The 26,126-nt window shown below is 58.1% G+C and carries 24 protein-coding genes and 2 pseudogenes; 16 read left to right on the forward strand and 10 right to left on the reverse strand.

Features of this window, described 5'->3' with window-relative positions; all coding sequences use genetic code 11:
- Positions 1–134 precede the first annotated feature (134 nt).
- From tal to RRF55_RS14660, 3 genes are all read left to right on the forward strand, one after another.
- Positions 135–1,088: a transaldolase gene (gene tal / locus RRF55_RS14650; protein WP_002887897.1), complete on the forward strand. Its 954-nt coding sequence runs from the start codon at positions 135–137 to the stop codon at positions 1,086–1,088.
- A gap of 99 nt (positions 1,089–1,187) precedes the next feature.
- Positions 1,188–1,775: a molybdopterin adenylyltransferase gene (gene mog / locus RRF55_RS14655; RefSeq protein WP_002887898.1), complete on the forward strand. Its 588-nt coding sequence runs from the start codon at positions 1,188–1,190 to the stop codon at positions 1,773–1,775.
- Positions 1,776–1,894: 119 nt separating this feature from the next.
- Positions 1,895–3,199, forward strand: a complete 1,305-nt coding sequence (locus RRF55_RS14660; protein ID WP_025368456.1) for an MFS transporter — start codon at positions 1,895–1,897, stop codon at positions 3,197–3,199.
- Between the two features lie 62 nt (positions 3,200–3,261).
- Here RRF55_RS14660 and satP read toward each other — a convergent pair whose 3' ends face one another.
- The 3 genes from satP to RRF55_RS14675 form a co-directional block, all read right to left on the reverse strand.
- Positions 3,262–3,828, reverse strand: coding sequence for an acetate uptake transporter (gene satP / locus RRF55_RS14665; RefSeq protein ID WP_002887905.1), 567 nt, complete (start codon positions 3,826–3,828; stop codon positions 3,262–3,264).
- Positions 3,829–3,916: 88 nt separating this feature from the next.
- Positions 3,917–4,666 carry an acidic protein MsyB gene (gene msyB, locus RRF55_RS14670; protein WP_064153134.1) on the reverse strand — a complete coding sequence of 250 codons (750 nt, stop codon included), beginning with the start codon at positions 4,664–4,666 and terminating at the stop codon, positions 3,917–3,919.
- 27 nt (positions 4,667–4,693) lie between these two features.
- Entirely contained in the window at positions 4,694–5,098 is a 405-nt protein-coding gene (locus RRF55_RS14675) for a DUF2541 family protein (protein WP_004182892.1), read from the reverse strand.
- Positions 5,099–5,483: 385 nt separating this feature from the next.
- Between RRF55_RS14675 and dnaK the strand changes: the two genes are divergently transcribed.
- The 4 genes from dnaK (at position 5,484) to nhaR (ending at position 10,925) form a co-directional block, all read left to right on the forward strand.
- Positions 5,484–7,400 (forward strand): molecular chaperone DnaK, encoded by a 1,917-nt coding sequence (dnaK, locus tag RRF55_RS14680; RefSeq protein ID WP_004146997.1) that lies wholly within the window; start codon positions 5,484–5,486, stop codon positions 7,398–7,400.
- A gap of 87 nt (positions 7,401–7,487) precedes the next feature.
- Positions 7,488–8,621 (forward strand): molecular chaperone DnaJ, encoded by a 1,134-nt coding sequence (gene dnaJ / locus RRF55_RS14685; RefSeq protein ID WP_002887955.1) that lies wholly within the window; start codon positions 7,488–7,490, stop codon positions 8,619–8,621.
- 177 nt (positions 8,622–8,798) lie between these two features.
- Positions 8,799–9,974 carry a Na+/H+ antiporter NhaA gene (gene nhaA / locus RRF55_RS14690; protein WP_032433058.1) on the forward strand — a complete coding sequence of 392 codons (1,176 nt, stop codon included), beginning with the start codon at positions 8,799–8,801 and terminating at the stop codon, positions 9,972–9,974.
- Between the two features lie 54 nt (positions 9,975–10,028).
- Positions 10,029–10,925, forward strand: a complete 897-nt coding sequence (gene nhaR / locus RRF55_RS14695) for a transcriptional activator NhaR (protein WP_002887961.1) — start codon at positions 10,029–10,031, stop codon at positions 10,923–10,925.
- Positions 10,926–11,044: 119 nt separating this feature from the next.
- Here the strand turns inward: nhaR and rpsT are convergent, their stop codons facing one another.
- On the reverse strand, positions 11,045–11,308 hold the full coding sequence (rpsT, locus tag RRF55_RS14700; RefSeq protein WP_002887965.1) for a 30S ribosomal protein S20: 264 nt from the start codon (positions 11,306–11,308) through the stop codon (positions 11,045–11,047).
- Positions 11,309–11,424: 116 nt separating this feature from the next.
- Here rpsT and RRF55_RS14705 point away from each other — a divergent pair.
- From RRF55_RS14705 to RRF55_RS14740, 8 genes and pseudogenes are all read left to right on the forward strand, one after another.
- A pseudogene (locus tag RRF55_RS14705) lies at positions 11,425–11,630 on the forward strand (DUF2575 domain-containing protein); the annotation flags it as partial.
- 7 nt (positions 11,631–11,637) lie between these two features.
- The gene (gene ribF / locus RRF55_RS14710) at positions 11,638–12,576 is read left to right on the forward strand and encodes a bifunctional riboflavin kinase/FAD synthetase (RefSeq protein WP_002887969.1); all 939 of its coding nucleotides are present in this window, start codon (positions 11,638–11,640) and stop codon (positions 12,574–12,576) included.
- Positions 12,577–12,619: 43 nt separating this feature from the next.
- A complete protein-coding gene (gene ileS, locus RRF55_RS14715) occupies positions 12,620–15,436 on the forward strand; it encodes an isoleucine--tRNA ligase (RefSeq protein ID WP_004212580.1) in 2,817 nt (938 codons plus the stop codon).
- Complete coding sequence (lspA, locus tag RRF55_RS14720) at positions 15,436–15,936, forward strand: signal peptidase II (protein WP_002887973.1); 501 nt, start codon at positions 15,436–15,438, stop codon at positions 15,934–15,936. Before ileS ends, lspA begins: the two co-directional genes overlap by 1 nt.
- Before the next feature lie 115 nt (positions 15,937–16,051).
- Positions 16,052–16,501, forward strand: a complete 450-nt coding sequence (fkpB, locus tag RRF55_RS14725) for an FKBP-type peptidyl-prolyl cis-trans isomerase (RefSeq protein ID WP_002887976.1) — start codon at positions 16,052–16,054, stop codon at positions 16,499–16,501.
- Position 16,502: 1 nt separating this feature from the next.
- Positions 16,503–17,453 (forward strand): 4-hydroxy-3-methylbut-2-enyl diphosphate reductase, encoded by a 951-nt coding sequence (gene ispH, locus RRF55_RS14730; RefSeq protein ID WP_002887979.1) that lies wholly within the window; start codon positions 16,503–16,505, stop codon positions 17,451–17,453.
- 66 nt (positions 17,454–17,519) lie between these two features.
- Positions 17,520–18,434 (forward strand): ribonucleoside hydrolase RihC, encoded by a 915-nt coding sequence (rihC, locus tag RRF55_RS14735; protein ID WP_002887981.1) that lies wholly within the window; start codon positions 17,520–17,522, stop codon positions 18,432–18,434.
- A 30-nt stretch (positions 18,435–18,464) separates the two neighbouring features.
- A complete protein-coding gene (locus tag RRF55_RS14740) occupies positions 18,465–18,830 on the forward strand; it encodes a DUF805 domain-containing protein (protein ID WP_002887984.1) in 366 nt (121 codons plus the stop codon).
- Here the strand turns inward: RRF55_RS14740 and RRF55_RS14745 are convergent.
- Positions 18,778–19,707: a LysR family transcriptional regulator gene (locus RRF55_RS14745; RefSeq protein WP_002887987.1), complete on the reverse strand. Its 930-nt coding sequence runs from the start codon at positions 19,705–19,707 to the stop codon at positions 18,778–18,780. The genes RRF55_RS14740 and RRF55_RS14745 overlap by 53 nt on opposite strands.
- A gap of 92 nt (positions 19,708–19,799) precedes the next feature.
- On the opposite strand from RRF55_RS14745, the gene RRF55_RS14750 reads away from it, so the two are divergent.
- Entirely contained in the window at positions 19,800–20,429 is a 630-nt protein-coding gene (locus RRF55_RS14750) for a serine-tRNA(Ala) deacylase AlaX (protein ID WP_032433832.1), read from the forward strand.
- A 5-nt stretch (positions 20,430–20,434) separates the two neighbouring features.
- On the opposite strand, the gene citB is transcribed toward RRF55_RS14750, so the two are convergent.
- From citB to RRF55_RS14775, 5 genes and pseudogenes are all read right to left on the reverse strand, one after another.
- Complete coding sequence (gene citB / locus RRF55_RS14755) at positions 20,435–21,139, reverse strand: citrate response regulator transcription factor CitB (RefSeq protein WP_004222618.1); 705 nt, start codon at positions 21,137–21,139, stop codon at positions 20,435–20,437.
- The gene (citA, locus tag RRF55_RS14760; protein WP_004151379.1) at positions 21,132–22,760 is read right to left on the reverse strand and encodes a citrate sensor histidine kinase CitA; all 1,629 of its coding nucleotides are present in this window, start codon (positions 22,758–22,760) and stop codon (positions 21,132–21,134) included. The genes citB and citA overlap by 8 nt, the downstream gene beginning before the upstream one ends.
- A 171-nt stretch (positions 22,761–22,931) precedes the next feature.
- The gene (locus tag RRF55_RS14765; protein WP_004181423.1) at positions 22,932–24,233 is read right to left on the reverse strand and encodes an oxalacetate decarboxylase subunit beta; all 1,302 of its coding nucleotides are present in this window, start codon (positions 24,231–24,233) and stop codon (positions 22,932–22,934) included.
- A gap of 15 nt (positions 24,234–24,248) precedes the next feature.
- A complete protein-coding gene (gene oadA / locus RRF55_RS14770; RefSeq protein ID WP_080845379.1) occupies positions 24,249–26,027 on the reverse strand; it encodes a sodium-extruding oxaloacetate decarboxylase subunit alpha in 1,779 nt (592 codons plus the stop codon).
- Between the two features lie 15 nt (positions 26,028–26,042).
- Positions 26,043–26,126: pseudogene (locus RRF55_RS14775) on the reverse strand (oxaloacetate decarboxylase gamma chain); the annotation flags it as partial.

Raw genomic sequence — 26,126 nt, forward strand, 5'->3', positions numbered from 1 at the left:
TTCAGCAAATTAATCTGCATAGTTTATCACACTCTGCGCTCTTCTCTCGTCGGCGGTTGCGCTGACCCGGCAGCGTGTTATCATCTGGGCAGACCGGTTACATCCCCTTAACTGCTGTTTAAGAGAAATATATCATGACGGATAAATTAACTTCTCTGCGTCAGTACACCACTGTCGTCGCTGACACCGGAGATATTGCGGCAATGAAGCTGTATCAGCCTCAGGATGCCACCACTAACCCTTCCCTGATTCTCGGCGCGGCTCAGATCCCTGAGTACCGTAAGCTGATTGACGACGCTGTCGCCTGGGCTCGTAGCCAGAGCAGCGATCGCGCGCAGCAGATCCTCGATGCTTCCGATAAGCTGGCGGTGAACATCGGTCTCGAAATTCTGAAACTGATCCCGGGCCGTATCTCCACCGAAGTGGACGCACGTCTCTCCTATGACACCGAAGCGTCTATCGCGAAAGCCAAGCGCATCATCAAGCTGTACAACGACGCGGGCATCAGCAACGATCGCATTCTGATCAAACTGGCCTCCACCTGGCAGGGCATTCGCGCCGCTGAACAGCTGGAAAAAGAAGGCATTAACTGTAACCTGACGCTGCTGTTCTCCTTCGCTCAGGCTCGCGCTTGCGCCGAAGCGGGCGTCTTCCTGATTTCGCCGTTCGTTGGCCGTATCCTCGACTGGTACAAAGCCAACACCGACAAGAAAGAGTACGCACCGGCAGAAGATCCGGGCGTGGTTTCCGTCAGCGAAATCTACGAGTATTACAAGCAGCACGGCTATGAAACCGTCGTGATGGGCGCAAGCTTCCGTAACGTTGGCGAAATTCTGGAACTGGCTGGCTGTGACCGCCTGACCATCGCCCCGGCGCTGCTGAAAGAGCTGTCCGAAAGCGAAGGCGCCGTTGAGCGTAAGCTGGTATATACCGGTGAAGTGAAAGCGCGTCCGGAGCGTATTACCGAATCTGAGTTCCTGTGGCAGCATAACCAGGATCCGATGGCGGTAGACAAACTGGCGGAAGGTATCCGTAAGTTTGCGATCGACCAGGAAAAACTGGAAAAAATGATCGACGAACTGCTGTAATCGCGCAGGTGGCCGACGCCCGTCGGCCACATTACACTGTCTGTCCCGCCTCCGGCAGTGTATCATTTCGTTTAACGCCACAGTTTGAACGGAATAACCATGAATACCTTACGAATCGGCTTAGTTTCCATTTCCGATCGCGCCTCCAGCGGCGTCTATCAGGACAAAGGCATCCCGGCACTGGAAGAGTGGCTGGCACGTGCCCTGACCACCCCTTTCGAGCTGCAAACGCGTCTGATTCCGGATGAGCAGGCCATCATTGAGCAAACGCTGTGCGAACTGGTTGACGAAATGGGGTGCCATCTGGTGCTGACCACCGGCGGAACCGGCCCTGCGCGTCGCGATGTGACGCCCGACGCAACGCTGGCGATCGCCGATCGCGAGATGCCGGGCTTCGGCGAGCAAATGCGCCAGGTTAGCCTACACTTTGTGCCGACGGCTATCCTTTCCCGGCAGGTCGGTGTGATCCGCAAGCAGGCGCTGATCCTCAACCTTCCCGGGCAACCGAAAGCAATTCAGGAGACTCTGGAAGGGGTGAAAGATGCTGACGGCAACGTGCTGGTGCACGGTATTTTCGCAAGTGTACCTTATTGTGTACAGTTGCTTGAAGGGCCTTATGTGGAAACCGATGGCCGTGTAGTAGAAGCTTTTCGTCCTAAGAGCGCCAGACGCGAAACTTTATCCTGAATTTGATGCATTTTTAATATAACCTGCATCGCTGATGGTGTGCCGTTTTATTTACGATATAGTGCTGTTTACTTTACACGCTATAAATCACGCTGCACACCTCAGGATAAAATTGCGTTATGTCATATGCAAACCGACCGCTCAACCGCCAGGATTATAAAACGCTGACGCTGGCCGCCCTGGGCGGCGCGCTGGAGTTTTATGACTTTATCATTTTCGTTTTCTTCGCCGCCGTCGTCGGCGAGCTCTTCTTCCCTGCGGATATTCCCGAATGGCTGCGCCAGGTGCAAACCTTTGGCATTTTCGCCGCCGGTTACCTGGCGCGTCCGCTGGGGGGCATCATCATGGCCCACTTTGGCGATCTGGTGGGGCGCAAGAAAATGTTCACCCTCAGCATCCTGCTGATGGCGCTGCCAACCCTGGCGATCGGTCTGCTACCGACCTATAGCTCGGTAGGTATCATCGCCCCGCTGCTATTGCTGCTGATGCGTATTCTGCAGGGAGCGGCGATCGGCGGTGAAGTTCCAGGCGCCTGGGTGTTTGTCGCTGAGCATGTCCCGGAAAAGCGCATTGGTATCGCCTGCGGCACGCTGACGGCCGGCCTGACGGTTGGCATTCTGCTGGGGTCGGTGGTGGCCACACTTATCAATACCAGTCTGTCGCCGCAGGGGATCCACGACGGCGGCTGGCGGATCCCCTTCCTGCTGGGCGGCGTATTTGGTCTGATAGCGATGTATCTGCGCCGCTGGCTGCAGGAGACGCCGATTTTTCTTGAGATGCAGCAGCGCAAAGCGCTGGCGCAGGAACTGCCGGTAAAAGCGGTGGCGCTCAAGCACCAGAAGGCGGTGGTGATCTCTATGCTGCTGACCTGGCTGCTGTCGGCTGGCGTGGTGGTGGTGATCCTGATGTCGCCGGTCTGGCTGCAGAAGCACTATGGTTTTGCGCCGGCCATTACCCTGCAGGCCAACAGCATCGCCACCATTATGTTGTGCATCGGCTGTCTGCTCGCCGGGCTGGCGGCGGACCGCTTCGGCGCCAGCCGCACTTTTATCGTCGGCAGCCTGCTGCTGGCGGTTGCCAGCTGGGCATTTTACCATCTTGCCGGCGCCAGCCCGCAGCGGCTGTTTCTGCTCTACGGTACGGTGGGGCTTTGCGTCGGCGTGGTGGGGGCGGTGCCCTATGTGATGGTGCGGGCCTTCCCGGCGGAAGTACGCTTCACCGGCATCTCTTTCTCCTACAACCTGTCGTACGCGATCTTTGGCGGCCTGACGCCGATTGCGGTCACCATGCTGATGGGGGTGTCGCCGATGGCGCCGGCCTGGTATGTGCTGGCCCTGTCGCTGATGGGGCTGGGATTAGGTATCTGGCTGCGTCAGGAGCTGACGGCGCCGACGGGGATGCCGGAAGGGGAGCTGCAGCGTTAACGATGGCTAGCTGATGCTGATAATGACCTGCCGCCGCCCTGTGACCGGACGGCGGCGGAAGATTAGCGCGGTTCGCCGATCGGCAGCACGGTACGGCCGAACTGTTCGTTCAGCACTTCACCCATCGCCAGGTAAATAGCGCTGGCGCCACAAATCAGGCCGACCCAGCCGGCTACCTTCACAATGCCTTCGTTATCGGCCAAATGGCCAATCGCCAGCAGCGCGAACAGTACGGTCAGGCTCAGGAAGACAAACTGCAGCATGCGGGCTGCCTTCAGGGTGCCAAAGAACATAAACAGGGTAAAGACGCCCCACAGGCCGAGGTACATACCGAGGAAGTGCGCGTTTGGCGCGTCTGCCAGGCCCATCTTCGGCATCAGAAGAATCGCCACCAGCGTCAGCCAGAAGCTGCCGTAGGAGGTAAAAGCGGTTAAGCCAAAAGTGTTGCCTTTTTTGTATTCCAGCAGGCCGGCAAAAATTTGCGCAATGCCGCCGTAAAAAATGCCCATCGCCAGGATAGCTACATCGAATGCGAACAGGCCGCTATTCGCCAGGTTAAGCAGAATAGTGGTCATGCCGAAGCCCATAAGGCCCAGCGGTGCCGGATTAGCCAACTTAGTGTTGCCCATAATTCCTCAAAATTATCATTAAAAGGGAAGCATTACCCCGCGACTTGGCGGCGGGGCGCGGCATAATAATGAGGCGCTGAAGGGCTGTCTATGATCTGGCGGGGTATTTTTCACCAATTTCCGCGGTGTCTGACGGCGGCTGGAGCATTTGCCGTAAACAGGCAATATGCAGGACCGCGGGGATGGTGACCCGGTATGCGCTGCCGCTCACCGCTTTTACGCTGTTCAGCGCGGCGCCGAGCGGTCCGCCCAGCCCGGCGCCGCGCACCAGGCCATGACCGATGACGCTCACCGCGGCATGCGTGCGCAGGATGGCGGTTAAGCGTTCGTCCAGCAACAAAGTGACGCCTTCGCTTAGCTTGCGATGCCTCAGCAGATGAGCCATCAGGCTGTCCAGCTCATGGCTCCGGCACTCCACCGCGGCGAGAAACTGCGCTTTTTGCTCCGCGTTCAGTTTATTCCAGCTGTGCTGCAGAAAATGCGCCAGCAACTGCTGCTCGATCTGCGGCGTCGACAGCTGTTTGTCGACCTTCGCTTTCAGTCGTTTACATACATCCAGCAGGATCGCGCGATAAAATTTGCCATGGCGGCGCAGCGTGTTGGCGATGCTATCGCCGCCAAAATGCTGTAGCTCACCGGCGATTAGCTGCCAGTTGCGGCGATAACGCTCCGGGTGCCTCTCCATCGCTAAAAATGTCTCGTTGCGCAGGAGCGTGCTGGAGAGACGGGGTTTGCCATTTTCCCCGTGGGTCAGAATGCGGGTAAAGGCTTCCAGATGCGCCTCGCTGCACTCAGGCAGAAAGGCGAGATCGTCATCCTCCAGGTAATTAATATGCATAACGTTTTCTCTCGGGCAGGGGCGACGTTAGTCATCGCCGATAATTTTCAGTGATGCCATATCTGAGGAGTGCACCGTGTGGCCGGAGAAGGCGATTTTCTTCACGCAACGTTTGCTGTCGTTATCGCTATTGATGTTGATCCAGCCGGTGGTGCTGCCCTCTTTGATCCCGGCGGGGACGTTCAGCGTGTGGCTGGCGCCGCGGCTGGCCTTAAAGTAGACCGTCGCCCCGGAGAGCTGTACATCGCCGCGGTCGGCGCTGAGCTGAATGCGTTTGACTACCCGGCAGACGGGGAGCGTCAGCGTCAGGTCGTTGGTTTCATTGCGCGGCATAGCTATCACGCCGAGAATTTTATGGTCGTTAGCGGCCGCCGAGGTGATAAATGACACGCCGAGGATAAGCCCTACGGAAAGCCGGTATAGCGATTTCATTAATTTGTCCCCTGAATAAGCGAAGTGCGATGGCGGGGGAGTTTATCACTGCGAAAACGGGGCTTTTAGCGCGCAAGTATTGCGGGTTATGTCAATGATATTATGAATATATTTCCTATTTTAATCCGTTTTTTGTATGTATATTTCGCCGTCGTTTTTGCCATCCAACAACCTTGTTCGGCAAGTCATCCGTAACCCTGTGCGAATCCGAGGCAAAAAATTTTTATGCTTGCCCCTTGATGCCGGTGTGGGCGACCCCATCTTGTAGTCAACCGCAGTGAAGAACCTGAAAAAAAATGATGTCTGGGCAGTTGAAACCGCACGTTTCGCCCTTATTACAGGTTCACAACCACATGTTGATCGAATTTTTAGTGGAGACGTTTAGATGGGTAAAATTATTGGTATCGACCTGGGTACTACCAACTCTTGTGTAGCGATTATGGATGGCACTACTGCACGCGTGCTGGAGAACGCCGAAGGCGATCGCACCACGCCTTCTATCATTGCCTATACCCAGGATGGTGAAACTCTGGTTGGTCAGCCGGCTAAACGTCAGGCAGTGACAAACCCGCAAAACACCCTGTTTGCGATTAAACGCCTGATTGGCCGCCGCTTCCAGGACGAAGAAGTTCAGCGTGACGTTTCTATCATGCCATACAAAATTGTTGCCGCAGACAATGGCGACGCATGGCTGGATGTGAAAGGCACCAAAACTGCACCGCCGCAGATCTCTGCTGAAGTGCTGAAGAAAATGAAGAAAACGGCTGAAGATTACCTGGGTGAACCGGTAACTGAAGCGGTTATCACCGTACCGGCTTACTTTAACGATGCGCAGCGTCAGGCAACCAAAGATGCCGGCCGTATCGCCGGTCTGGAAGTTAAACGTATCATCAACGAACCAACCGCGGCCGCGCTGGCTTACGGTCTGGATAAAGAAGTGGGCAACCGTACTATCGCGGTTTACGACCTCGGTGGTGGTACTTTCGATATCTCGATTATCGAAATCGACGAAGTTGATGGCGAAAAAACCTTTGAAGTTCTGGCGACCAACGGTGATACCCACCTGGGCGGCGAAGACTTCGATACTCGTCTGATCAACTACCTCGTTGATGAGTTCAAGAAAGATCAGGGCATTGACCTGCGCAACGACCCGCTGGCCATGCAGCGCCTGAAAGAAGCCGCTGAGAAAGCGAAGATTGAACTGTCTTCTGCTCAGCAGACCGACGTTAACCTGCCGTACATCACTGCAGACGCGACCGGTCCGAAACACATGAACATCAAAGTGACTCGCGCGAAACTGGAAAGCCTGGTAGAAGACCTGGTTAACCGTTCCATCGAGCCGCTGAAAGTCGCTCTGCAGGATGCCGGTCTGTCCGTTTCCGATATCAACGACGTGATCCTCGTTGGTGGTCAGACTCGTATGCCGATGGTGCAGAAGAAAGTGGCCGAGTTCTTTGGTAAAGAACCGCGTAAAGACGTTAACCCGGATGAAGCCGTGGCGATCGGTGCTGCCGTTCAGGGCGGTGTACTGACTGGCGATGTGAAAGACGTTCTGCTGCTCGACGTAACCCCGCTGTCGCTGGGTATCGAAACCATGGGCGGCGTGATGACTGCGCTTATCAGCAAAAACACCACCATCCCGACCAAGCACAGCCAGGTGTTCTCTACCGCTGAAGACAACCAGTCTGCGGTAACCATCCATGTGCTGCAGGGTGAGCGTAAACGCGCGTCTGATAACAAATCTCTGGGTCAGTTCAACCTGGATGGTATTAACCCGGCGCCGCGCGGCATGCCGCAGATCGAAGTGACCTTCGACATCGATGCTGACGGTATCCTGCACGTCTCCGCGAAAGACAAAAACAGCGGTAAAGAGCAGAAGATCACCATCAAAGCGTCTTCCGGTCTGAATGAAGAAGAAATTCAGAAAATGGTTCGCGAAGCAGAAGCTAACGCCGAATCTGACCGTAAGTTCGAAGAGCTGGTACAGACCCGCAACCAGGGCGACCATCTGCTGCACAGCACTCGTAAGCAGGTTGAAGAAGCAGGCGATAAACTGCCGGCTGACGACAAAACTGCCATTGAGTCTGCGCTGACCGCGCTGGAATCTTCTCTGAAAGGCGAAGACAAAGCGGATATCGAAGCGAAAATGCAGGCGCTGGCGCAGGCTTCTCAGAAGCTGATGGAAATCGCTCAGCAGCAGCACGCTCAGCAGCAGGCGGGTTCCGCTGACGCTCAGGCGAGCAACGCGAAAGACGACGATGTTGTCGACGCTGAGTTCGAAGAAGTGAAAGATAAAAAATAATCGCCCTTTGAACGGGTAAAACACTGGCACGGGCGAAGAGGTTTCCTCTCCGCCCGTGCACGCATGTTAAGGGGCTGAAAAACACCGATGGCAAAGCAAGATTACTACGAGATTTTAGGCGTTTCCAAAACAGCGGAAGAGCGTGAAATCAAAAAGGCTTATAAGCGCCTGGCCATGAAATATCACCCGGACCGCAACCAGGGTGATAAAGAGGCTGAAGCCAAATTTAAAGAAATCAAAGAAGCGTATGAAATCCTGACTGATGCCCAGAAGCGTGCGGCCTACGATCAGTACGGCCACGCGGCCTTCGAACAGGGCGGCATGGGCGGCGGCGGCGGTTTTGGCGGCGGTGCGGACTTCAGCGATATCTTTGGCGATGTTTTCGGCGATATCTTTGGCGGCGGGCGTGGTCGTCAGCGCGCGGCACGCGGCGCCGATCTCCGTTACAACATGGAGCTGACGCTGGAAGAAGCGGTGCGCGGCGTCACTAAAGAGATCCGTATTCCGACGCTGGAAGAGTGCGACGTCTGCCACGGCAGCGGCGCCAAGGCCGGCAGCAAACCGCAGACCTGTCCGACCTGTCATGGCGCAGGCCAGGTGCAGATGCGCCAGGGCTTTTTTGCGGTACAGCAGACCTGTCCGCACTGCCAGGGACGCGGTACGCTGATTAAAGATCCGTGCAATAAATGTCATGGCCATGGCCGCGTAGAAAAGACCAAAACCCTGTCGGTTAAAATTCCGGCGGGCGTGGATACCGGTGACCGGATCCGTCTGGCGGGCGAAGGCGAGGCCGGCGAACATGGCGCGCCGGCAGGCGATCTGTACGTTCAGGTTCAGGTGAAGCAGCACGCTATCTTTGAGCGTGAAGGCAATAACCTGTACTGCGAAGTTCCGATCAACTTCACCATGGCGGCGCTGGGCGGTGAGATCGAGGTCCCAACGCTCGACGGCCGCGTGAACCTGAAAATTCCAGGTGAAACCCAGACCGGCAAGCTGTTCCGCATGCGTGGAAAAGGCGTGAAATCCGTTCGCGGCGGCGCGCAGGGCGATCTGCTGTGCCGCGTGGTGGTGGAAACGCCGGTGGGGCTGAATGAGAAGCAGAAGCAGCTGCTGAAAGAGCTGCAGGAGAGCTTCGGCGGTCCGACCGGGGAAAACAACAGCCCGCGTTCGAAAAGCTTCTTTGACGGCGTGAAGAAGTTCTTCGACGACCTGACCCGCTAATTCCGCCTTTGTTGATATCCGGCCCGGGCCTTTGCTGCCCGGGCTTTTTTTCGCCTGAGAACTCCCCTTTAGCTCGTAAAAAGCGAATATTAGCGCAACTTAAATCTGATTTTTTCGAGTTATCAGTATGTGTATTATGCTTTTATCGAGTTATTCACCAACAGGATGAAAGTAAAAGTGAAACATCTGCAACGATTCTTTAGTAGCGATGCTTCCGGCGGCATTGTCTTAATTATCGCCGCCGCGCTGGCGATGGTGATGGCCAATACCAGCGTGACCAGTGGTCTGTATCACTCCTTCCTTGAGACGCCAGTACAGCTGCGTGTGGGCGCGCTGGAGATCAACAAGAACATGCTGTTATGGATCAATGATGCCCTGATGGCGGTGTTCTTTTTGCTGATTGGCCTGGAGGTCAAGCGTGAGCTGATTCAAGGGTCGCTGGCGAGCCGCCGTCAGGCGGTCTTCCCGGTGATAGCCGCGCTGGGCGGGATGATCGTCCCGGCCCTGGTCTACCTGGCCTTTAACGCCCAGGATCCTGTCGCCAGAGAAGGGTGGGCGATCCCGGCGGCGACGGATATTGCCTTTGCCCTCGGCGTGCTGGCGCTGTTAGGTAGCCGGGTCCCGACGGCGCTGAAGATTTTCCTGATGGCGCTGGCGATTATTGATGACCTCGGGGCTATCGTGATTATCGCGCTGTTTTATACCCACGACCTGTCCATGCTCTCGCTGGGCGTGGCGGCGGCGGCGATTGCGGTGCTGGTGGCCCTGAATCTGAGCGGCGTGCGGCGTACCGGGATCTATATTCTGGTTGGCGCGGTGCTGTGGACGGCGGTGCTGAAGTCTGGCGTTCACGCGACCCTTGCCGGGGTGATTGTCGGCTTTATGATCCCGCTCGAGGAAAAGCATGGCATGTCGCCGGCCAAAGCGCTTGAGCATGTCCTGCACCCGTGGGTGGCGTTTATGATCCTGCCGCTGTTTGCCTTCGCGAACGCGGGGGTCTCACTGCAGGGGGTCACCCTTGCCGGGCTGACGTCGCTCCTGCCGCTGGGCATTATGGCTGGCCTGTTTATCGGTAAGCCGCTGGGGATTAGCCTGTTCTGCTGGCTGGCCCTGAAGCTGAAGTGGGCTTCGCTGCCGGAGGGAACCACCTGCAAGCAAATTATGGCGGTGGGGATCCTGTGCGGGATTGGCTTTACGATGTCGATTTTCATCGCCACCCTGGCCTTTGGCAGCGTGGATCCCGCGTTGATCAACTGGGCCAAGCTTGGCATTCTGATCGGCTCAGTGCTATCAGCGGTCGTCGGCTACCTCATACTGCGTCAGCGCGTGACGGATACTCGCCTCGCGGTATAACCTTTCTGCAGGAGAGCCCGACAGGCTCTCCTGGACATTATCAGGGAGAGAAGCATGTCACATATTAACTACAATCATCTGTACTACTTCTGGCACGTGTATAAAGAAGGGTCCGTCGTGGGCGCGGCGGAGGCGCTGTTTCTGACGCCGCAGACCATTACCGGGCAGATCAAAGCCCTGGAGGAGCGCCTGCAGGGGAAATTATTTAAGCGAAAGGGAAGGGGGCTTGAGCCGAGCGAGCTGGGGGAGCTGGTTTTTCGCTATGCCGACAGGATGTTTACCCTCAGCCAGGAGATGCTCGACATCGTCAACTATCGCAAAGAGTCGAACCTGCTGTTTGACGTCGGCGTGGCCGATGCGCTCTCGAAACGGCTGGTCAGCGGCGTGCTGGATGCCGCTGTCGTTGAGAGCGAGCAGATTCATCTGCGCTGTTTTGAATCCACTCATGAGCTGCTGCTGGAGCAGCTGAGCCAGCATAAGCTCGACATGATTATCTCTGACTGCCCGATCGACTCGACGCAGCAGGAAGGGCTATTTTCGGTGAAGATCGGCGAGTGCAGCGTCAGCTTCTGGTGCATGAATCCGGCGCCGACGAAGCCGTTCCCGGCCTGCCTCGAAGAGCGGCGGCTGCTGATCCCCGGCCGGCGATCGATGCTGGGACGTAAGCTGCTGAACTGGATTAACGTGCAGGGCCTGAAGGTGGAGATCCTCGGCGAGTTTGACGACGCGGCGCTCATGAAAGCCTTCGGCGCCGCACATAATGCGATATTTGTCGCGCCGACGCTCTACGCGCATGATTTCTACCATGATGAATCGATTGTCGAAATTGGCCGTATGGATAGCGTGATGGAGGAGTATCACGCTATTTTCGCTGAACGAATGATTCAGCACCCGGCGGTACAGCGTATCTGTAATCGCGATTATTCGTCGCTGTTCACCGAACCCCGATAGCCGGAAGGCGTGGGCTGGCGTGGCTCAGATCGCGCCAGCGTGCGCTACCGGGGGAAGATGGTGGGCATAAAAAAACCCGCTTTCGCGGGTTTCTTTAACAAAGTTCAGCAAGCAGGCGATTAAGCCAGTTTGTTGATCTGTGCAGTCAGGTTTGCTTTATGACGCGCAGCTTTGTTTTTGTGGATCAGACCTTTAGCAGCCTGACGGTCCACGATCGGTTGCATTTCGTTAAATGCTTTCTGTGCAGCAGCTTTGTCGCCAGCTTCGATAGCTGCGTATACTTTCTTGATGAAAGTACGCATCATAGAGCGACGGCTTGCGTTGTGCTTGCGAGCCTTTTCAGACTGAACGGCGCGCTTCTTAGCTGATTTGATATTAGCCAAGGTCCAACTCCCAAATGTGTTCTATATGGACAATTCAAAGGCCGAGGAATATGCCCGTTTAGCCTTCTTTTGTCAATGGATTTGTGCAAATAAGCGCCGTTTAACACCACAGCGCTTCATTACGTAGTGATGGCGCAAGATTCTACCAGCTTGTTGCAGGCGAATACAGCTTTTCCACCATAAAAATCGCCGGGCGCGGCCAGTTTTCCCGCTTTCTCGCGCTGAGTGAATGAATTCCTGAGAACTTTCGTTGCCGAGGTGCAATCGCTGGTTAACGTTGACAGTTGTACAAGGTATACTCGGACGATTTTCACTGTTTTGAGCCAGACATGAAGCTGATACGCGGCATACATAATCTCAGTCAGGCCCCGCACGGGTGCGTGCTGACCATTGGTAATTTCGACGGCGTGCATCGTGGGCATCAGGCGCTGCTGCAGCGGTTGCGCGAAGAGGGCCGCCAGCGCGGTTTACCGGTCGTGGTGATGATTTTTGAACCCCAGCCGCTGGAGCTCTTTGCCGCTGATAAAGCCCCGGCGCGATTGACCCGCCTGCGTGAAAAGCTGGGCTATCTGGCTGAAAGCGGGGTTGACTATGTATTGTGCGTTCGCTTTGACCGCCGGTTCGCCGCGCTAACCGCGCAGGATTTTATCAGTGAACTGCTGGTGCGTCGCCTGGGCGTGCAGTTCCTCGCCGTTGGTGACGATTTCCGCTTTGGCGCTGGTCGCCAGGGGGATTTCTTGTTATTACAAAAGGCGGGGGCGGAATATGGCTTCGACGTCACCAGCACCCAAACCTTCTGCGAAGGCGGGGTGCGAATCAGCAGCACGGCGGTACGCCAGGCGCTGGCCGATGACGATCTCCTGCTGGCGGAGACGCTGCTCGGCCATCCGTTTAGCATCTCCGGACGCGTCGTGCATGGTGATGAACTAGGCCGAACCATAGGTTTTCCGACGGCGAACTTACCGCTGCGTCGTCAGGTTTCCCCGGTTAAAGGGGTCTATGCGGTAGAAGTGACAGGGCTGGGCGACAAACCGATAGCGGGCGTCGCCAATATTGGCACCCGTCCAACGGTTGCGGGCGTGCGTCAGCAGCTCGAAGTACATCTGTTGGACGTTGTAATGGACCTCTACGGTCGCCATATCAATGTAATACTGCGTAAAAAGATACGTAACGAGCAGCGGTTTGCGTCGCTGGACGAGCTGAAGGCGCAAATCGCACGTGATGAGTTAACGGCCCGCGAATTATTTGGGCTGACCAGCCAGGCCTGAGCCACTGGTGTTTATCAAACCGAAATACGGAACCGAGAATCTGATGAGTGACTATAAATCGACCCTGAATTTGCCGGAAACAGGGTTCCCTATGCGTGGCGACCTCGCCAAACGCGAACCGGGAATGCTGGCGCGTTGGACCGATGATGACCTGTACGGCATCATTCGTGCAGCCAAAAAAGGCAAAAAAACCTTCATTCTGCATGATGGCCCTCCTTATGCGAATGGCAGCATTCATATTGGTCACTCGGTAAACAAGATTCTGAAAGACATTATCGTTAAGTCCAAAGGACTGACGGGCTATGACTCGCCTTACGTTCCGGGCTGGGACTGCCACGGTCTGCCGATCGAGCTGAAAGTGGAGCAGGAATACGGCAAGCCGGGTGAGAAATTTACCGCTGCCGAATTCCGCGCTAAGTGCCGCGAATATGCCGCCGAGCAGATCGATGGCCAGCGTAAAGACTTTATCCGTCTCGGCGTGCTGGGCGACTGGTCGCATCCGTACCTGACCATGGACTTCAAAACCGAAGCCAACATCATCCGCGCGCTGGGCAAAATCATCGGTAATGGCCACCTGCATAAAGGCGCCAAACCGGTGCACTGGTGCGTAGACTGCCGTTCCGCGCTGGCGGAAGCGGAAGTGGAGTATTACGACAAAACCTCTCCGTCTATCGATGTCGCGTTCCACGCGGTAGACAAAGCCGCGGTACTGGCGAAATTCGGCGTAGCCGACGTCAACGGTCCGGTGTCGCTGGTTATCTGGACCACCACGCCGTGGACCCTGCCGGCCAACCGCGCTATCTCTCTGTCTCCTGAGTTCGACTATGCGTTGGTGCAGGTTGACGGCCAGGCGCTGATCCTGGCGAAAGACCTGGTTGAGAGCGTAATGAAGCGCGTTGGCGCGACGGACTACACTATTCTGGCGGCGGTACAAGGTTCTGAGCTTGAGCTGATGCGCTTTAAGCATCCGTTCCTCGATTTCGACGTGCCGGCGATCCTTGGCGACCACGTGACGCTGGATGCCGGTACCGGTGCGGTGCATACCGCTGGCGGCCACGGTCCGGACGACTACACCATCAGCCAGAAATACGGTCTGGAAATCGCCAACCCGGTTGGCCCGGACGGCGCTTACCTGCCAGGTACCTGGCCGTCCCTGGACGGCATTAATGTTTTCAAAGCCAATGACATCATCGTTGAGATGCTGCGTGAGCGTGGCGCGCTGTTACACGTTGAGAAACTGCAGCACAGCTATCCATGCTGCTGGCGCCACAAGTCGCCGATCATCTTCCGCGCCACTCCGCAGTGGTTCGTGAGCATGGATCAGAAAGGCCTGCGCGCGCAGTCGCTGAAAGAGATCAAAGGCGTGCAGTGGATCCCGGACTGGGGCCAGGCGCGTATCGAATCGATGGTCGCTAACCGCCCTGACTGGTGTATCTCCCGTCAGCGCACCTGGGGCGTGCCGATGTCGCTGTTCGTGCATAAAGAAACCCATGAACTGCACCCGCGTACCCTTGAGCTGATGGAAGAAGTGGCAAAACGCGTTGAAGTTGACGGCATCCAGGCGTGGTGGGATCTCGATTCCCGCGACATTCTTGGCGATGACGCCGACAGCTATGAGAAAGTGCCGGATACCCTCGACGTCTGGTTTGACTCCGGGTCGACCCACTCTTCCGTGGTTGACGTGCGTCCGGAATTCGCCGGTCACGCCGCCGATATGTATCTGGAAGGTTCTGACCAGCATCGCGGCTGGTTCATGTCCTCGCTGATGATTTCCACGGCGATGAAAGGCAAAGCGCCATATCGTCAGGTACTGACCCACGGCTTCACCGTCGACGGTCAGGGCCGCAAAATGTCCAAGTCTATCGGCAACACCGTTAGCCCGCAGGACGTGATGAACAAGCTCGGCGCCGATATCCTGCGCCTGTGGGTGGCTTCCACCGACTACACCGGCGAAATGGCGGTCTCTGACGAGATCCTCAAACGCGCCGCCGACAGCTATCGTCGTATCCGTAATACCGCGCGCTTCCTGCTGGCGAACCTTAACGGTTTCGATCCGGCGAAAGACATGGTTAAACCGGAAGAGATGGTGGTGCTGGACCGCTGGGCGGTCGGCTGCGCGCAGGCGGCACAGGAAGATATCCTGAAAGCCTACGAATCCTACGACTTCCATGAAGTGGTGCAGCGCCTGATGCGCTTCTGCTCCATCGAGATGGGCTCGTTCTACCTCGACATCATCAAAGACCGCCAGTACACCGCCAAGGCGGACAGCGTGGCGCGTCGCAGCTGCCAGACCGCGCTGTTCCATATCGTGGAAGCGCTGGTGCGCTGGATGGCGCCGATCATGTCCTTCACCGCAGATGAAATCTGGGGCTATCTGCCGGGCGAGCGTGAGAAATATGTCTTCACCGGCGAGTGGTATGAAGGTCTGTTCGGCCTGGCCGACGACGAAGCGATGAACGACGATTTCTGGGACGAGCTGCTGAAGGTGCGTGGCGAAGTCAACAAGGTGATCGAGCAGGCGCGTGCGGATAAGAAAGTCGGCGGCTCGCTGGAAGCGGCAGTCACGCTGTATGCTGATGCCGATCTGGCGGCTAAGCTCAATGCGCTGGGCGATGAATTGCGATTTGTCCTGTTGACCTCCGGGGCGAACGTCGCAGACTATGCGAGCGCGTCCGCTGATGCGCAGCAAAGCGAACTGCTCAAAGGGTTGAAAGTCGCATTGAGTAAAGCTGAAGGTGAGAAATGCCCGCGCTGCTGGCATTACACCACCGATATCGGCAAGGTGGCGGAACACGCGGAAATCTGCGGACGCTGTGTGAGCAACGTCGCCGGTGACGGCGAGCAACGTAAATTCGCCTGATGAGTAAATCGATCTGTTCAACGGGGCTACGCTGGCTGTGGGTGGTCGTAGCCGTGCTGATTATCGATCTGGGCAGCAAATTCCTGATCCTCCAGAACTTCGCTCTGGGGGAGACGGTTCCGCTGTTCCCGTCGCTTAATCTGCATTATGCCCGCAACTATGGCGCGGCCTTTAGCTTCCTCGCCGACAGCGGCGGCTGGCAGCGCTGGTTCTTTTCCGGGATCGCGATCGGCATTTGCGTGGTGCTGACGGTGCTGATGTACCGTTCGAAGGCGACGCAAAAGCTGAACAATATTGCCTACGCGCTGATTATCGGCGGCGCGCTGGGCAACTTGTTCGATCGCCTGTGGCATGGCTTTGTGGTCGATATGATCGACTTCTACGTCGGCGACTGGCATTTTGCCACCTTCAACCTCGCCGATAGCGCGATCTGCATCGGCGCAGCGCTGATTGTGCTGGAAGGCTTCCTGCCGAAACCGACTGTGAAAGAGCAGGCGTAAATCTCAATGCCGGGTGACGTGACGCTTACCCGGCCTACAGAATTTTTGGCTCCCGTAGGCCCGGTAAGCGTAATGCCGCCGGGCACCAGGTGACCTAAACAAGCGAGCAATTTGCATGTCTAAATCCGTACAGAGCAACAGCGCGGTACTGGTGCACTTCACTCTGAAACTGGACGACGGCTCCACTGCCGAGTCCACCCGCAGCAACGGCAAACCGGCGCTGTTTCGCCTCGGCGACACCTCTTTGTCTGAAGGGCTGGAGCAACAGCTTCTCGGTTTGAAAGAGGGGGAGAAAAAGGCCTTTTCGCTGGAGCCTGACGCCGCCTTTGGCGTACCCAGCCCGGACCTGATTCAGTATTTCTCTCGCCGCGAGTTTATCGACGCTGGCGAGCCGGAGATCGGCGCGATTATGCTCTTTACCGCAATGGATGGCAGCGAAATGCCTGGCGTGATCCGCGAAGTGAACGGCGATTCCATCACCGTTGACTTCAACCATCCGCTGGCCGGGCGCACTGTTCATTTTGATATTGAAGTGCTGGAGATCGATCCGGCGCTGGAGGAGTAACATGCAGATCCTGTTGGCTAACCCGCGCGGTTTTTGCGCTGGCGTTGACCGCGCTATCAGCATTGTAGAAAACGCGCTGACGCTGTATGGCGCACCGATCTATGTTCGTCATGAAGTGGTGCACAACCGCTATGTGGTGGATAGCCTGCGCAAGCGTGGCGCCATTTTTATCGAACAGATCAGCGAAGTGCCGGACGGCGCGATCCTGATTTTCTCCGCCCACGGCGTGTCGCAGGCGGTACGCAACGAAGCGAAGAGCCGCGACCTGACGGTGTTCGATGCCACCTGTCCGCTGGTGACCAAAGTCCATATGGAAGTCGCCCGCGCCAGCCGCCGCGGCGAAGAGTCGATTCTGATTGGCCATGCCGGCCATCCGGAAGTCGAAGGCACCATGGGACAGTACAACAACCCGCAAGGGGGGATGTACCTGGTCGAGTCGCCGGAAGACGTGCTGAAGCTGGAAGTGAAAAATGACGCCCGGCTGTCGTTTATGACCCAGACCACGCTCTCCGTCGACGATACCTCGGATGTGATTGACGCCCTGCGCGCGCGTTTTCCGAAAATCGTCGGCCCGCGCAAAGACGACATTTGCTATGCCACCACTAACCGTCAGGAAGCCGTGCGCGCGCTGGCGGAGCAGGCTGACGTAGTGCTGGTGGTCGGGTCGAAAAACTCCTCCAACTCTAACCGCCTCGCCGAGCTGGCGCAGCGGATGGGTAAGGCGGCTTACCTGATTGACGACGCCTCCGATATCCAGGAAGCGTGGGTCAAGGATGCGGCCTGCGTCGGCGTGACGGCGGGCGCGTCGGCGCCGGATATTCTGGTGCAGAACGTCATTACCCGCCTGCAGGAGCTGGGCGGCGGCGAAGCCGTGCCGCTGGAAGGCCGGGAAGAGAATATCGTCTTTGAAGTGCCGAAAGAGCTGCGTGTGGATGTCCGTGAAGTAGAGTAAGTTCTTTCCTCCAGCAGTATGAGAAGATGCCAGACTTAACGTCTGGCATTTTTTTAGGGAGAAACCATGCGCTTACCAATCATTCTTGATACCGATCCGGGCATCGACGATGCCGCCGCCATTGCCGCGGCGCTGTTCGCGCCTGAGCTGGATCTGCAGTTGATGACCACCGTAGCGGGCAATGTCTCGGTGGAGAAGACGACCCGTAACGCGCTGCAATTGCTGCATTTCTGGAATGCCGATGTACCGCTGGCGCAGGGGGCGTCGATGCCGCTGGTGCGTCCGTTGCGCGACGCCGCCTCGGTGCATGGCGAATCCGGCATGGAGGGGTATGACTTTGTTGAGCATCAACGTCAACCGCTGGCGAAGCCGGCCTTCCAGGCGATCCGTGATGCGCTTATGCATGCTGCCGAGCCGATCACCCTGGTGGCGATTGGCCCGCTGACCAATATAGCGCTGCTGCTGACCCAGTACCCGGAATGCGTGTTTAATATTCGCCGGCTGGTGATCATGGGCGGCTCGGCGGGCCGCGGCAACTTCACGCCGAATGCGGAATTCAATATCGCTATCGACCCGGAAGCCGCCGCGAAAGTGTTCCACAGCGGGCTGGAGATTGTGATGTGCGGGCTGGACGTCACCAACCGGGCGCTGCTGGCGGCGGATTATCTGGCGACGCTGCCGACGCTGAACCAGACCGGTAAAATGCTCCATGCGCTGTTTAGCCACTATCGCAGCGGCAGCATGAGCAGTGGTCTGCGCATGCACGACTTGTGCGCTATTGCGTGGCTGGCCCGCCCGGAACTGTTCACTCTCCAGCCGTGCTTTGTGGCGGTGGAGACGCAGGGGACCTGGACCGCCGGCACCACGGTGGTGGATATCGAAGGACGACTGGGCCAGCCGGCGAACGCCCAGGTGGCGCTGGATATCGACGTCGAAGGGTTTCAGCGCTGGGCGGCGGAGGTGATTGCCCTGGCGCCGTGATATATCACTCGATTTTCAAGGAGAGAAGCAATGACCTATGGACAGGCGTATTTGAGCGGCTGGAAAGAGACCTTTAACTTTAGCGGACGCGCCAGTCGACGGCAGTTCTGGACGTTTTTTCTCACCAATGTATTGATCGCCACCGCGCCGCTGGCGGCCTGGTGTCTGGCAACCAGCGTTAACCCTCAATACGGCATCCTCAGTTTTGTTGTCATTCCCTTTGCCGCGCTCTGGCTGCTGTTGATGGCGATCCCCCTGCTGGCTGTAGGCTGCCGGCGGATGCATGATATCGGCCGCTCCGGGATCTGGTTTGTGTTGGGGGTTATCATTCCGTGGTTTGCAATTATTTCGCTGGCTCTGTGCTGCCTGCGCTCAGCGCCGGCACCGTCTCGCTGAGATAATCGATCATCGCCCGCATCCTGGCGGGCATATGCTTATCTCCCGCCCACAGTAGCCACAGGTCGCCTGAGTAGCTGCTGATAAATTCCCACTCGGGCAACACCTGCACGATGTCGCCGTTCGCCAGCGCCTCACGGGCGGTGAACAGCGGCAGGCTGCCGATCCCTAAATGCTGTCTGACCGCGTCGAGGCGTACGGCGGTATGGTTGGCGGCGTACCGCCCGTAGGTTTGCACCGTTTCTGTTTTGCCTTCCCGACGGAACTTCCAGCGAGCATCGGCGGGCGTTTCGCCAAGGCTAATGCAGCTATGCGCGCGCAGATCCTGCGGCGTGTACGGCGTACCGTGCTGCTGTAAATAGGCCTCAGTGGCGCAGATAACGTGCCTGATTGGCATCAGCGGTTTGCCATGCAGGCCGGGGGAGGGGGTATCGGTGATGCGTAGCGCCAGATCAATACCGTCATCGATAAAATCGAGAGGGCGATCTTCCAGCCGCAGGCAGACGTCCACCTGCGGGTAGCGGTGGAAAAACGCCATCATCAGCGGGTGGATCACAAAGCGGCCGACGGCTTTCGGGACGCTTAGCGTCAGCTTTCCCTGGGCGACCGTTTGGCGACTGCCTGCGGAATCCATTGCCTGTCGCGCCGCTTCCAGCATCTGCTGGGCATGCTGATATATCGTTTCCCCGGCATCGCTAAGACGCAGCTTGCGGGTGGTACGCTGCAGCAGTTTGCAGCCCATCTCTCGCTCCAGCCGTGACACGCTGCGGCTAACGGCTGAAGGGGTAATGCCGTTCTGGCGGGCGACGGCGGAGAAGCTGCCCTGGTCGACTATCTGAACGAAAAGAGCGAGGTCGGGCAGGAGGTTCAGATTCATTTGTGCTCCCGGAGCAAGAGTGCATTGGCTGGTGGTGGGATTATCGCTGTCGGCATTAATAATATACTGGCCGGACAGAGAGGAGAATCACTATGACTGAACGGGTTTATTACACCAGCGATGCTACCGACGGGCGCGCCCAGATCATCGCCTGCACTGCAGAAGCGGATGGCCGTTACGCCATCGAACTGGATCGGACGCTGTTTCACCCGCAAGGGGGCGGTCAACCGGCGGACCGTGGATGGATTGCCGGGCAGGTGGTTGAGACGGTGGCTGTGCGCGGCGAAAGGGTGCTGCATATTCTGTCGCAACCCCTTCCCCTCGGTGAAGTGGAGATGAAAATTGATGCCTCCGCGAGACAGCTGCATGCTCGTCTGCATTCTGCCGGCCACCTGCTTGGCCTGGCGGGCGAACAGCTTGGCTGGCAACCGGTGAAAGCGCACCACTGGCCCGGCGAAGGGCGGATAACCTTTGCCAGCAGGAATAGCGCCGCGCTGCCGGAAGCCAGTGCGCTACTGGCGCTAGTGAAGGCATGGCAGGCGCAGGACTTACCGCGTCAGGTGACGTTCGCTAATGGCATGCGCAAGGTGGGATTCGGCGAACTGCCAGCCTATCCCTGCGGAGGCACCCACGTCGCCCGTCTGGCGGAGCTGGGCGACATTGTCATTAGTCAGATTAAGATGAAGAAGGGGCAGCTGGTGGTCAGCTACACCCTGGCGTAAGCGTTTTATCTCTGCTCAGGATAGGTCTGCTTGCCGTGATAGATACGCTCAGGTCGGCCAACCTTGCCGTAGCTGATTTCCGCTTCCAGAAAGTCGTTCTTCACTCCTTGTTCCAGATAACGGCGAGCGGTGGTTTTGCTGCTGCCGAGGATACGGGCCAGCGAGTCGGCGGTATGCACCACCGTCGGGTCGGCAAACAGCTGGAGCACGCGCTGAAAGGTGCTTTCATCGATCCCGCGCAGTGGTGCGCTGGCGGGTTCCGTTTGTTCCCGGGCCTGAATATTAAACAGCGCGTCGACATGGAGCTGGCTGGCCTGTTCACTGGAGCGCAGCGAGCTACGATAGCGGGCAAAGCGCTCCAGCGTGTGCTGCAGGCGCTGATAGTGCACCGGCTTAATCAGGTAATCAAACACCCCAAGACGCAGCGCTTCGCTGATGGTTTCCATGTGATTATCCGCAGTAATAAAGATAATCCGTCCCTTGTAATGTGTACTGACTGCATGGCGGATCAGATCGATACCTTTGCCGTCGGGTAAAAAATTATCCAGCAGGATCAGCTGCGGTTGATACAGTCTGAGCTGTTTCCTGGCGCTCTCAAGCTTATCCGCAATACCAATGACGTCGAACTGGGGAAACTGTTTAATGTTATCCACCAGGATCTCCGCCAGCATAGGTTCGTCTTCAACAATAAGAGTAGTGATGCTATCCATGATGTTCATCTCGGGTCAGGGGGATATAAAGCGTAAAAATGGTGCCAAAAGGAATATTATTTTCGACGACGATACTGCCGCCTGCTTGTTCCACGTAGCTGCGTACTAGCCAGAGTCCGATACCATGATCTTTGCTGGCGCTGCTGGTGACGCCGCGCTCGAAGATCCGATCGCGCAGCGCCTCGTCAATGCCGCATCCCTGGTCGGCGATCTCAATGATCACCTCCTGGCCATCACTGTTGATCAGGCATTCGATCTGTTTTGAACCCTGCGGTTGACGCAGGCTGGCATTGTAGGCGTTATCAAGTAGATTCCCCACGATCGAGATCCATTCGTTGTGCGAAAGGGCGGTAGGTAATCTATCAACGAAGCAGGCCGGATCGAAAATCAGCTCAAGTCCAAGCTCTTTGGCCCGGTAATATTTGCCGATCAACAGCCCGGCCAGGTGGTTGTCCTGGAAATTGCGTGCAATAAAATCGATCACCTTCTGGTGACTTTCCGACTGCTGTTGGATCAGTTCCAGCGCTTGGTTATAGCGTTTAAGAAACAGCAGACCGGCGATAGTGGAGATCAGATTGCGATGCTCATGCTGTACGGCGCGCAGGTTATCGGCGTACTGTTGTACCTGGCTAAGCTGCAGGCTAAGGGTGTTGATATCGTCTTTGCTGCGAAAGCTGATCACCCAGCCCTGTGGCTCATTGTTTAAGATCACCGCCATCCGGCTGGCGATCACTTTGATCTGATTGAAGGTAACGATCTCGTCTTTTTTATTGGTCTGTGGCGCATCGTAGAAGAAGACCTCCTGCGAGATAACGCTGCTGATCCGTTTGCCGATAAGCGTCGGTTCCGGCTGACTCAAATTGAGCAGGCGACGCGCAGTCTGATTAATCGCAGTGATTTTATAATCGGAGTCGATGGCGATAAGCCCTTCGAACACCGATTCAAACAGCACGCTTTGCTGGATCAACAGCTGTGACAGCTGCTGGGGTTCCATATTGAGCATCTGTTTTTTGATATGCAGTGAGAAGCGGCGGGCGCAAAAGAGCAGAAGCAGTAACATGATGGCCATCGGGATCAGCAGCGAACTTATCTGCAGGCTGAGCCAGTTTTCCAGTTGCTCAATGGTATAGCCTACCGACACAATGCCGATCACCTTGCCGGTTGCGTCCTGAATCGGCGATTTACCGCGCAGCGACGATCCCAGCGAGCCTTTGCGCACTGACACGTAGCTTTTAGCGTTTATCAACGCCTCATCGCTATCGCCGCCTTCCATCGATTTGCCGATTTCATCAGGATTGACGTGATAGAGGCGCTGGCCGCTGGCATCACCGACGGTGATGTAGGTGGCGTCGGAGAACGAACGCATGGGGTCGATAAGGGCTTTGATTCTGGCGAGATCGCGTTTCTGCACTGCCTCCACCAGCTCCGGCATCGCCGAAATCTGCATCGCCTGAATCAGCGCCCGTTGCCCGACCTGATAATGCAGACGCTCCTCGGTAATGTCTGTCAGATACCATGACATCGCCAGCATGACGATCGTCGAGGTGAATAAGATCAGCAGGAAGATGCGATTCTGAAACGATCGCCTGGCAAACCAGTGGGTGATTTTTCGGGTATACATTGGGTAGATAGACATTAAATTGTTATTCTCCCCGTTTTGCGCCCCCGGCGCCGACAGGTGGAGCACAGAACAGAAAATTTCAGACATGTGCCCGGCCCCGTCATGCCAAGAGTGGGTATCAAATCAGCCCGGAGGTGGGGCGACAGCCACACCTCCGGGAAGGATGCCGGCCTACATCGCCAGCACATACTTGAGCATCACCCCGGCGGCGATCGCCGAGCCGATCACCCCCGCCACGTTCGGGCCCATCGCGTGCATCAGCAGGAAGTTCTGCCCGTCCGCTTCCAGACCCACCTTGTTCGACACCCGCGCCGCCATCGGCACCGCCGACACCCCCGCGGAACCAATCAGCGGGTTGATTTTGTGCCGGCTGAACACGTTCATCAGCTTCGCCATCAGCACCCCGGCTGCGGTCCCCACGCAGAAGGCGATCACCCCCAGCACCAGGATCCCCAGCGTCTGCGGCTGCAGGAACTTGTCCGCCACCAGCTTGGCCCCCACCGACAGCCCGAGGAAGATGGTGACGATGTTGATCAGCGCGTTCTGCACCGTATCGCTCAGCCGCTCCACCACGCCGCTCTCGCGCATCAGGTTGCCGAAGCAGAACATACCCAGCAGCGGCGCGGCGTCCGGCAGCAGGAGCGCCACCAGCAGCAACAGCACCGCCGGGAACAGGATCTTCTCCCGCTTACTTACCGTGCGCAGCTGCACCATGCGAATTTTCCGCTCCTTATCCGTGGTCAGCGCCTTCATGATCGGCGGCTGGATCAGCGGCACCAGCGCCATATAGGAGTAGGCCGCCACCGCGATGGCCCCCAGCAGCTCCGGCGCCAGCTTGCCCGACAGGTAAATCGCCGTCGGGCCGTCGGCGCCGCCGATGATGCCGATGGCCGCCGCCTGCGGCAGGGTGAAGCTGATGATGCCGAAGTAGTTCAGCGTCAGCGCCCCGAGCACGGTGGCGAAGATCCCGAACTGCGCCGCCGCCCCCAGCAGCAGGGTGCGCGGGTTGGCCAGCAGCGGGCCGAAATCGGTCATCGCCCCGACGCCCATAAAGATGACCAGCGGCGCGATGCCCGAGCCAATCGCCACCTTATAGAAGATGGCCAGCACCCCGGCGGAGTAGCCCATGTCCACCGCGAGGCTCTCCATCTGCCCCTGCACCGACGGCAGGGCCAGCGCCAGTGCCTCTTTGATGGCGTGGACGTCCGGCGCGCAGTGGAGCTTCGCGGCAATCACCGCCAGCTGCGCCGGGTCGTGGTGAGCCAGCAGGCTCTCCAGGGCGGTGAGCGCCAGCCCGGCCTCCGGGATATTGGAGAGCAGGCCGCCGAAGCCAATCGGCAGCAGCAGTAACGGCTCGAACTTCTTCGCAATCGCCAGCCAGAGCAGCAGCAGGCTGACCAGCAGCATGATGGCCTGGCCGGCGCCGAGGTGCATCAGCCCCATGCCCTGAATCAGGGCGTTCAGACTTTCCATTTCCGTTCCTTTTCCTTACGCCAGGGTCATCAGGGTGTCGCCGACCGCCACCGCGTCGCCGGCTTTCACCGCGATACCGCGCACGGTCCCGGCCTGCGCGGCGCGGATTTCGGTTTCCATCTTCATGGCTTCCAGAATCAGCAGCACTTCGCCTGCGGCCACCGTCTGGCCTTCGCTGGCCAGCACCTTCCAGATAGTGCCCGCCAGCGGGGCGGTCACCGGGGTACCGGCGCCGGCCGGGGCGGCAGCGGCGGGTGCAGAGGCAGGAGCAGGAGCAGGAGCAGCCGCCGTCAGCTGGCTGACGTCACCGCCGTCGCTGACTTTGACCACAAAGGCTTTGCCTTCCACCTCCACGGTGTAGACGCCGGAGGCGGCAGGTTTTTCTGCTTTTGCCACTGGCTGCGCGGCTTCCGCCTGCGGCACCGGCTCAAAGGCCGCCGGGTTGTGGCGGTTTTCGAGGAACTTCAGGCCGGGTTGCGGGAACAGCGCCACGGTGAGCACGTCGTCGATGGCGTTTTCGGCAAGCGTGATGCCCTTCTCCTGCGCCTGGCGTCTGACGTCGGCTTCCAGCGCGGCCAGCTCCGGCTTGAGTAAATCCGCCGGGCGGCAGGTGACGGCGTCGGCGCCGTCGAGCACCCGCGCCTGCAGGGCGGCGTTCACCGGCGCCGGGGTGCGACCGTACTCGCCTTTCAGGATACCGGCGGTCTCCTTCGCAATGGTTTTGTAGCGCTCGCCGGTCAGGACGTTGAGCACCGCCTGGGTGCCGACAATCTGCGAGGTCGGGGTCACCAGCGGGATGAAGCCGAGGTCCTCGCGCACGCGGGGGATTTCCGCCAGCACTTCATCCAGACGGTGGGCGGCGCTCTGCTGCTTCAGCTGGCCTTCGAGATTGGTGAGCATCCCGCCCGGCACCTGGGCGACGAGGATACGGCTGTCGGTGCCCTTCAGCTGGCCTTCGAAGGCGTGGTATTTTTTGCGCACCTCGCGGAAGTACGCGGCGATGCTCTCCAGCCTGTGGATATCCAGCCCGGTGTCGTACGGCGTGCCGGCGAGGGTGGCGACCAGCGCCTCGGTGGCCGGGTGGCCGTAGGTGGCGCTCATGGACGAAATCGCCGTATCCACGCCGTCGACCCCGGCTTCAATGGCCTTCAGCAGCGCCATCTCCGCCATCCCGGTGGTGGCATGGCAGTGCAGGTGCAGGGTGACGTCATAGCGCTTCTTGATTTCGCTGACCAGCTCAAAGGCGGCATGCGGCGTCAGAATGCCGGACATGTCCTTGATGGCGACGGAGTCAACGCCGGTCTCCAGCAGCTGTTCGGTGAGGTCGAGCCAGGTCTGCAGGGTGTGCGCCGGGCTGGTGGTGTACGAAAGCGTACCCTGGGCGTGGGCGCCGTGGCGGCGGACCGCCTGCAGGGCGGCCTGCATGTTGCGCGGGTCGTTCATGGCATCGAAGACGCGGAAGACGTCCATGCCGTTTTTGACGGCGCGCTCCACGAAGCGCTCCACCACGTCGTCGGCGTAGTGGCGGTAGCCGAGCAGGTTCTGGCCGCGGAGCAGCATCTGCAGCGGGGTCTTGGGCATCGCCTTTTTCAGCTCGCGCAGGCGGACCCACGGGTCCTCGCCGAGGAAGCGGATGCAGGCGTCAAAGGTGGCGCCGCCCCAGCACTCCAGCGAGCGGTAGCCGACGTCGTCCAGCTGAGCGGCAACGGGCAGCATATCGTCGAGACGCAGACGGGTGGCGAACAGGGACTGGTGGGCGTCGCGCAGGACGACATCGGTAATGGCAACGGTCATGAATTCCTCCGTGAATTAAGGGTGAAGACGGCGATGGTGGTGAATGGCGGCGACAATCGCCGGCTTCAGGCGGGCGAAATCGTCGGCGGGCGCGACGGC

Source organism: Klebsiella sp. K47 (assembly GCF_051858335.1).
Taxonomy (GTDB): domain Bacteria; phylum Pseudomonadota; class Gammaproteobacteria; order Enterobacterales; family Enterobacteriaceae; genus Klebsiella; species Klebsiella pneumoniae.